Source organism: Mannheimia haemolytica, assembly GCA_900638155.1.
GTDB classification, from domain to species: Bacteria; Pseudomonadota; Gammaproteobacteria; order Enterobacterales; family Pasteurellaceae; genus Mannheimia; species Mannheimia glucosida.
This window is the reverse complement of sequence record LR134495.1, coordinates 199,626-207,750: the sequence shown is the minus strand read 5'-3', so window position 1 is coordinate 207,750 and position 8,125 is coordinate 199,626. Positions and strand designations below refer to the sequence as shown.

Annotated in this window: 9 protein-coding genes; 5 read left to right on the top strand and 4 right to left on the bottom strand. The window is 43.9% G+C overall.

Annotated elements, in window-relative coordinates; translation table 11 throughout:
• Positions 1 to 19: 19 nt before the first annotated feature.
• The 3 genes from hflX to miaA form a co-directional block, all read right to left on the bottom strand.
• Positions 20 to 1,405, bottom strand: coding sequence for a ribosome rescue GTPase HflX (hflX, locus tag EL242_RS01095; RefSeq protein ID WP_126301179.1), 1,386 nt, complete (start codon positions 1,403 to 1,405; stop codon positions 20 to 22).
• Positions 1,406 to 1,424: 19 nt separating this feature from the next.
• A complete protein-coding gene (hfq, locus tag EL242_RS01090; RefSeq protein ID WP_126301178.1) occupies positions 1,425 to 1,697 on the bottom strand; it encodes an RNA chaperone Hfq in 273 nt (90 codons plus the stop codon).
• Between the two features lie 68 nt (positions 1,698 to 1,765).
• Positions 1,766 to 2,719, bottom strand: coding sequence for a tRNA (adenosine(37)-N6)-dimethylallyltransferase MiaA (miaA, locus tag EL242_RS01085; protein ID WP_126301177.1), 954 nt, complete (start codon positions 2,717 to 2,719; stop codon positions 1,766 to 1,768).
• A 137-nt stretch (positions 2,720 to 2,856) separates the two neighbouring features.
• Here miaA and EL242_RS01080 point away from each other — a divergent pair, with 137 nt between their 5' ends.
• Together EL242_RS01080 and EL242_RS01075 are read left to right on the top strand one after the other, a co-directional pair.
• On the top strand, positions 2,857 to 3,123 hold the full coding sequence (locus EL242_RS01080; protein ID WP_006250323.1) for a type II toxin-antitoxin system RelB/DinJ family antitoxin: 267 nt from the start codon (positions 2,857 to 2,859) through the stop codon (positions 3,121 to 3,123).
• The gene (locus EL242_RS01075; RefSeq protein ID WP_006250322.1) at positions 3,110 to 3,379 is read left to right on the top strand and encodes a type II toxin-antitoxin system mRNA interferase toxin, RelE/StbE family; all 270 of its coding nucleotides are present in this window, start codon (positions 3,110 to 3,112) and stop codon (positions 3,377 to 3,379) included. Before EL242_RS01080 ends, EL242_RS01075 begins: the two co-directional genes overlap by 14 nt.
• Before the next feature lie 18 nt (positions 3,380 to 3,397).
• Here EL242_RS01075 and mutL read toward each other — a convergent pair whose 3' ends face one another.
• A complete protein-coding gene (mutL, locus tag EL242_RS01070) occupies positions 3,398 to 5,296 on the bottom strand; it encodes a DNA mismatch repair endonuclease MutL (RefSeq protein WP_126301176.1) in 1,899 nt (632 codons plus the stop codon).
• A 307-nt stretch (positions 5,297 to 5,603) separates the two neighbouring features.
• Here mutL and proA point away from each other — a divergent pair, with 307 nt between their 5' ends.
• From proA to dtd, 3 genes are read left to right on the top strand one after another with little or no spacing between them, the layout of a single operon-like run.
• Positions 5,604 to 6,842, top strand: a complete 1,239-nt coding sequence (gene proA, locus EL242_RS01065; RefSeq protein ID WP_126301175.1) for a glutamate-5-semialdehyde dehydrogenase — start codon at positions 5,604 to 5,606, stop codon at positions 6,840 to 6,842.
• A 1-nt stretch (position 6,843) separates the two neighbouring features.
• Positions 6,844 to 7,689, top strand: coding sequence for a virulence factor BrkB family protein (locus EL242_RS01060; RefSeq protein ID WP_006251985.1), 846 nt, complete (start codon positions 6,844 to 6,846; stop codon positions 7,687 to 7,689).
• Positions 7,664 to 8,098: a D-aminoacyl-tRNA deacylase gene (gene dtd / locus EL242_RS01055; protein WP_126301174.1), complete on the top strand. Its 435-nt coding sequence runs from the start codon at positions 7,664 to 7,666 to the stop codon at positions 8,096 to 8,098. Before EL242_RS01060 ends, dtd begins: the two co-directional genes overlap by 26 nt.
• Positions 8,099 to 8,125: the final 27 nt, after the last annotated feature.

Below are 8,125 nucleotides of genomic sequence, written 5' to 3'. Positions count from 1 at the left end.
TACTCAGAAGTGAGATTAATTACCCCCATTTTGCCAGTTCAATATATTCGGCTAGATCCGGAAATTGTTTCACCCATTTGTTCCATTGCACTTCGTTAATTTCAATAGCGATAATCCGTTCGCCAAAATCATTGAAATGCTCGGTTTTAATGCAGTTTTCCGCTTTAAATTGTGCGTAAATTGCACCGGCAGTAACCGGGAGGAGCAAGTTTTCACACACTAAGTTACTGCGAAGCCTTTCTTGAATGGCTTGGAATAACAACTCAACGCCGCTATTTTCTTGAGCGGAAAGATACACCGCAACTGGCATACCATCAGCATTGCGTTCAATATGCGGTTCTACACCCTCTAATTTATCGATTTTATTGAATACTAATAAAGTAGGTATATCTAACGCTCCGATTTCGTCCAGCACTTGATTTACCGCATCAATATTTTCGTTTTTGCGTTCGTCTGAGCCGTCAATGACGTGGAGCAGTAAAGTAGCTTCGGTGGTTTCTTGCAGGGTAGATTTAAAGGCTGAAACTAAATCGTGCGGTAGAAAACGGATAAAACCTACCGTATCGGCAAGAATTGTCGTGCCGACATCTTGCACCTGAATCCGGCGTAAAGTCGGGTCAAGGGTCGCAAAAAGTTGATCGGCAGCATAAACGCCGGCTTGGGTAATCGCATTAAATAGGGTAGATTTGCCGGCATTGGTATAGCCCACTAAGGATACTGTTGGAATATCGGCTTTTTGTCTGGTTTTTCGATTTTGATTGCGTTGCTTGCTGACTTTTTCCAAGCGGTTGAGTAACTGTTGGATTCGCACTTTAATCAAACGGCGATCGGTTTCGAGCTGAGTCTCACCCGGTCCACGCAAGCCAACCGCACCGCCTTTTTGTTGGTCTTGATTGGTGACTCGGCGAACTAAACGGGTCGATAAATGGCGAAGTTGTGCCAGCTCAACTTGTAGCTTGCCTTCGTGCGATCTTGCCCGTTGGGCAAAAATATCCAAAATTAAGCCGGTTCTATCCACCACACGGCAGCCGCATAATGATTGCAAATTACGGGTTTGAGCCGGGCTAAGTTGATGATTCACCAGCACTACTGTTGCCCCGAGTTGTTCTACCGCTTCGGCAATTTCCTCCGCTTTGCCTTGCCCTACATAGTATTTGATATGTGGACTTTGGCGGCTGGTAGTCAGCGTTGCCAGCACTTCGACACCGGCAGATTCGGCTAATGTTTTAAATTCCAGTAAATTTTCAACATCTTTATGTTGCCCGAGATAGAGATGCACCAAAATGGCTTTATCTTGATTTTCTTGAACGGTAGGTGAAATAGTCTCTGTAGTTTGGCTTGCTTCAGATAAAGCAAAGCCAAACGCAGAATTTTCTTCTGAGTTTGGCAATGATTCGTTTAACATTGGTTGAGTACTAATGTTGTTATTCCGCTTGTTCAGCCGTGTCAGTAGCCGGTTGAGCGTGTTGGGTTTGGTTGTTATTGTTATGCGATAACGCACGGGCAGGAACAACCGTTGAAATAGCGTGTTTATACACCATTTGGCTTACAGTATTTTTTAATAAAATCACAAATTGGTCGAACGACTCGATCTGACCTTGTAATTTAATGCCGTTAACTAAATAAATTGAAACAGGAATACGCTCACGACGAAGTGCATTCAAATATGGATCTTGTAAAGATTGACCTTTTGCCATTGTTATTTTCCTTTTTATAGTTGTGTGATTTTTAAGACACCAAATAATGCGATAAGTGCCAAAGGCGTTTAGATATTATCACAATTCTTTAAATAATGATCGATCTTTTCCACCATTTTTGCTTTAGAACTGGTCGGAGCTAAACTATCTAACCAAGTCAGTTCGCCTTGCCAGCCACGCAGCCAAGTAATCTGCCGTTTTGCCAGCTGGCGGGTGGCACAAATGCCTTTAAAGATCGCCTCATCGAGCGAAATATCGCCTTGCAAATATTCCCACATTTGGCGGTAGCCCACACAGCGAATCGAGGGCAAATTAATATGCAAATCTTTGCGTAAAAATAACCGCTTGACTTCCTCTTCGAAGCCCAGCTCGATCATTTTGTGAAAGCGTTGTTCAATCCGTTGGTGTAGAACTGCTCGATCTTGAGGAGCGATTGCAAATTGTAAGATATTATAAGGTAGAGCCTCACCTTGCTGTGCGGTGAGTTCGGTCATCGTTTTGCCGGTAATGTAAAAAACTTCTAACGCTCGATTGATCCGCTGGCTGTCGTTGGGGTTAATTCTGGCACCGGCAACCGGGTCGATTTTCACTAATTCTTGATGCAATGTTGCCCAGCCGTGTTGTGCTGCTCGGCTTTCGATTTCAGACCGAATGGCTGGATCGGCAGAAGGCAGGGGAGATAACCCTTCAAGCAATGCCTTGTAATAAAGCATTGTGCCACCCACCAAGAGCGGAATTTTACCCTGTGCGGTAATATCTGCCATCTCACGCAACGCATCAGCGTGGAAATTCATTGCCGAATAACTCTCAGCTGGGTCTAAAATATCAATTAAGCGATGCGGTGCAAGGGCAAGTTCTTCCTTGCTTGGCTTCGCCGTGCCAATATCCATTCCTTTGTAAATTAAGGCGGAATCGACACTGATTACTTCAACCGGCAATTCTTGGCGTAAAGCAATGGCTAAATCGGTTTTACCGGAGGCAGTCGGCCCCATTAAAAAAAGGGCAAGGGGTTTTTGAGTCATATTAAGAATTCAGAGGGAGAATTTAGTTTGAATAATTTAAAGGAGTATAGCATATTTGTTTTAATGTTGATTGGTTGCACTCATTCTAAAAAATGTTATTATGTTGTATATCATTTGATATACAAAAGGAGTTTTTGATGGCAAATAGTGCATTAGTAAGCGTAAGAATCAGCCCTGAAATTAAAGAGCAAGCAAGTGAGGTGTTAGCCGGTATCGGCTTGACTGTATCTGATGTGATGCGAATGACATTAGCAAAAATTGCGACAGAAAAACGTTTTCAGTTTGATTATCAGCCTAATTTTGAGACAGCAGAAGTATTAAGGGCTGTTAAGAATGGCGAGGAAAAGCTACATTCAGCAAATAGTATTGCGGATTTAATGGAGCAACTCAATGCGAGAGATTGAGTATAGTAATGCTTTTAAACGTGACTATAAAAAATGTGCGGTTGAGTCTTTATCCTCCTCATTAATTGAGGCGTTGTATTTTCTGATTAATGACAAGCCATTACCTGAGAAATACTGTGATCACGCTTTAACAGGTGAATGGAAAGGCTTTAGGGATTGCCATATCCAACCTGATTTGGTTCTTATCTATCGGAAAGTGGAAGATGATAAGTTAGAACTACTACGAATTGGCAGCCACTCTCATTTATTTGGCTAAAGGGTATTGCCCCTTAGCCTATAAAAACTTGGAAAAATCCACTTCCTTCCTTATTCCCTCCAGCTCTTTTTTCCCATTTGCATAAAGCTCAATTTCTGAGAGCAAAGCAATCACATCACTAAGCGTGCAAGCGGTGGATTTTTCACATTTTTTTGCAAAAAATTCCGCTAAATTGACCGCTTGTGTTTGGTTGAACAGGGCAAATAAAAGCTGTTGCAGGTTTTGCTCTCTGACGGCTTGTGGCACGGAAAGCACTGTGAGCCGTGTTTGGGCTTGCCACTGTTTTTCGCTGATCGAAAAGCCAAGCTCAGTTAGTTCTTCTTTGGTCTGTTGCCAGCGTTCGGTTTGTTGTTGATCTAAACTGAGATTCAGTGGGATCAACAACGCTTGAGATTGCCCTTTTTCCAGTTGTAGCTTGAGTTTAAGCTCGGCTAATGTTGCCAATGAAAGCAGGTAAAAATCTTCCTCTTCTTTAATTAACACCGCTTGGTTTTTCACAATCGCTAGGGCTTGTGAATGGTGGCTTGCAAGCGGTGCAATTTGCGTGATTTTTTGCGAAACTTCTGCTTTTGTCTGAGACTCTTTTTGGCGCTCGGTTTGGGCTTCTATTTTGGGCTCAATAATAGGATTTTGAGGTTTGACGGTTGGTGTTGTCTCGTGCAAATCGCCACCCACCAATTCTTTATACCATTTTTGAGCAGATGAACTCACGCTGGAGTTTCTTTCAAATTTAGGCGTATAGCTTGAGCGATTTGCATTTTTTTGCGTAAATTCGACCGCTTGTGGAACGGTTTGCGACACAAAAATATTTTGCCCTGCGGCTTGGCGGTTAGTATATTGAACATAGCTCGGTAACGGCTCGTTCACTTCATTTCGCAGCTCAAACGTAGGTTGGGTTTGTTGCAGGCTGTTGAGTACGCCTTGCAAAATAAAGTCGTGTACCAGTCTTCCTTGATGAAAACGCACCTCGTGTTTAGCCGGGTGAACGTTTACATCAACCATTGTCGGGTCTAAATCCAAAAAGATCACAAAAGCCGGATAGTAACCACTTGCAATGCTGTCGCCGTAGGCTTGGCGAATGGCGTGATTGATGGTTTTATCCCGCATCATTCGCCCGTTCACATAGCTGTAGCAAAGGTCGTTTTGCAGACGGGCAAGAGCCGGTGAGCCAACCCAGCCGTGCAGGTGCAGATCCCCGTGTTGCCAGTCAATATAAGTGGAATGTTGAATAAACTCATCACCGCAAATGGCTGCAACCCGTTTTTGTTGTTGCTCTACCGAATTATCTTGTACTTTGCGATATTGGTGGACAATTTTACCATTATGGCTTAAGGTAAAACTGATATTCGGTTTGGCAAGGGCAATGCGGCGAACCACTTCGTCAATATGAGCAAATTCGGTTTTATCGGTGCGTAAAAATTTACGCCGTGCCGGTGTGTTAAAAAACAGATTTGCTACTTCAATAGTTGTGCCAATCGGGTGCGAGGCAGGTTGAATTTCCACCGCCATTTCCCGCCCTTGTGCATAGGCTTGCCACGCTTCGGTTTGCTCTGCGGTGCGAGAGGTAAGTGTTAAACGTGAAACCGAGCTGATACTCGCTAACGCCTCTCCCCGAAAGCCAAGGCTTAAAATCGACTCTAAATCTTCTAGGCTACTGATTTTACTGGTGGCGTGGCGAGCAAGTGCCAGCGGTAAATCTTGCTTGCTGATACCACAGCCGTTATCTCGGATGCGGATAAGCTGAGAGCCGCCTTTTTCAATGTCGATTTGAATGGTATTGGCTCCGGCATCTAAACTGTTTTCCACCAGCTCCTTTACAACAGACGCAGGGCGTTCCACCACCTCGCCGGCAGCAATTTGGTTTGCCAGTTGCGGCGGAAGAATGTGGATTAGCTGTGTTGGGGTGTTGGGTGTCATGATGTTTGCCTAAAGTTTGGGTAGTGTTAGGTAAGTATGTTATGCTCGATCCAGTTCCCCTCTTTAGCAAAGAGGGGCTAGGGGAGATTTGGCAGAAGTAAATTTTTGCTCATACGACATTTTGGTATCGTAATCAAATCTCCCCCGCCCCCTCTTTTCTAAAGAGGGGAGTTAGTTACAGATTTTTCATAAAGTGCGTTTACTCACAAATTCCCCCCATTTTATCCAATTTTCTTGGCTTTTGCATATTTCTTCACATAAAAGAACGTGTTAGATTATGGCGTAATTAATCAATGAGAAGAAAGTTATGCAGATGATAGAACTTGCCCAGCAAGCCAAACAAGCCAGTTTTGAGCTGGCTCAATTTGGCAACCTACAGAAAAACCAAGCCTTACTCACGATTGCCGACAGCCTTGAGCAACGTGCAGAAGAAATTTTATACGCCAATGCCAAAGATATTGAATTTGCCCAAGCACAAGGGATTTCATTGGCGATTATTGACCGCTTATTGTTGAATGAAGATCGGCTGAAATGCATTGCCAACGATGTGCGAAACGTTGCCAAATTAGCGGATCCTGTCGGGCAGGTGATGGACGGTGGCGTATTAAACAGCGGTTTGAAAATCGAACGCCAGCGTGTGCCGCTCGGGGTGATTTTAACCATTTATGAAGCTCGCCCGAATGTAACGATTGATGTGGCATCATTATGCCTCAAAACCGGCAATGCGGTGATTTTGCGTGGCGGTAAAGAGACCAAATTTACCAATGCTGTGTTGGTTGATGTAGTGCAAGATGCGTTAGAAAAAGCCGGCTTGCCGAAATTGGCAGTGCAGGTGGTGACGGATCCGGATCGAGCCTTATTGTTAGAGTTACTGAAATTGGATCGCTACATTGATATGGTGATCCCTCGAGGTGGAGCAGGTTTACATCAATTCTGCAAAGAAAATTCGACCATTCCGGTAATTGTGGGCGGCATTGGGGTTTGCCATCTGTTTGTGGAAAAAACGGCGGATCAGGAGAAATCTCTTGAGCTCATCGCCAATGCTAAAACGCAACGCCCAAGTACTTGCAATACGCTAGAGACGTTGTTGGTGGAAAAAGCGATTGCGGTGGAATTTTTGCCGAAATTGGTCGCGAAAATGCAACAGCTTGGCGTCACCATTCACAGTAACGATTTACAAAAAATTGAGGGAATTGAACCGCTTGATCAGGAAAAATTGAGCCGAGAGTGGTTATCGCTTGATCTTAATGTGGTAGTGGTAAATGACTTGCAACAAGCGGTAGAGCATATCCGCCACTATGGTTCGCAGCATTCAGAGGGGATTTTAACCTCTGACTACCAACTTGCCCGTCAATTTGTACAACAGGTTGATGCAGCGGCGGTTTATATTAATGCTAGTACCCGTTTCACCGATGGTGGTGAGTTTGGGTTAGGTGCGGAAGTGGCGGTTAGCACACAAAAATTACACGCTCGTGGCCCGATGGGATTAGAAGCCTTAACCACCTACAAATGGGTGTGTGAAGGCGATTATTTGGTGAGAGGTTAAGATGTTAAATCGACTGTGGAGATTTATTAAGCTCTTTGCCAAGCGTTATAATGAAAATAACATTGCGATTTCAGCCGGTTATCTCACTTATAGCACAATGCTGGCGATAGTGCCGTTTATTGTCGTGCTGTTTTCCATTTTTACCTTTTTTCCGATTTTCCACGAAGCAAACGAGCAGTTAAAAGCGTTCATTTATGACAACTTTGCCCCGAGTGCGAGCGAGATGGTGTCGGAATACATTGAGTTGTTTGTCAGTAATGCTAAACAAATGGGGCTGGTAAGTTTTATCGGCTTATTTGTGGTTACTATTATGCTGATTAAGAGTATTGATGAGGCATTGAATACCATTTGGCACGATAATCGTCAGCGCCCGATGTGGTTCTCTTTTTTGCTTTATTTTCTCATTTTGCTGTTTGGGCCGCTGCTTGCCGGCGCGAGTATTGCAATTAGCACCTATGTGATGTCGCTTTCTATTTTTAATGGAAGTGGGGCGTTATCGCTCGGGCAGCATTTATTAGAATTGACGCCGTTTTTATTAATTTGGTTACTTTTTACCTTAGTGTATAAATTTATTCCGATTAGAAAGGTAAAATTTATACACGCTGCTATCGGGGCATTAATGGCAGCGATTTTCTTTACCTTAGGGAAGAAAGCCTTTATTTGGTATATTACTGCTTTTCCGTCTTATCAGGCAATTTATGGAGCATTAGCGGTGTTACCGATTATGCTGTTATGGATTCAGTTAAGTTGGCAGGTGGTATTACTTGGCGGACAATTTGCGGCGGTTTTAGACGAAATGGAAACAGATAAGGGGAGCGTTAATGATAGGCTTAATTCAGCGGGTTAAATTCGCAAAAGTGGAGGTTGAAGGGCAAACCGTTGGTGAAATTGCGAGCGGTTTGTTGGTGTTGCTCGGTGTGGAAAAAGACGATGATGAAGCGAAAGCGGATAAGCTACTGGAAAAAGTGCTGAATTATCGGGTGTTTTCGGATAGCGAGGGGAAAATGAATTTAAACGTACAGCAAGCCGGCGGCAGCTTATTAGTGGTTTCACAGTTTACCCTTGCGGCGGATACCAATAAAGGCTTGCGACCTAGTTTCTCAAAAGGGGCAAGCCCGGCTGATGCCGAGCGTTTGTATGCCTACTTTCATCAACAAGCCGCTACTAAAATTCACACCCAAACCGGACAATTTGCAGCCGATATGCAAGTCAGCCTACAAAATGACGGGCCTGTTACCTTTTGGTTGCAGGTTTAGGTTTTACCCTCTCTCTGCTTGTTTCAC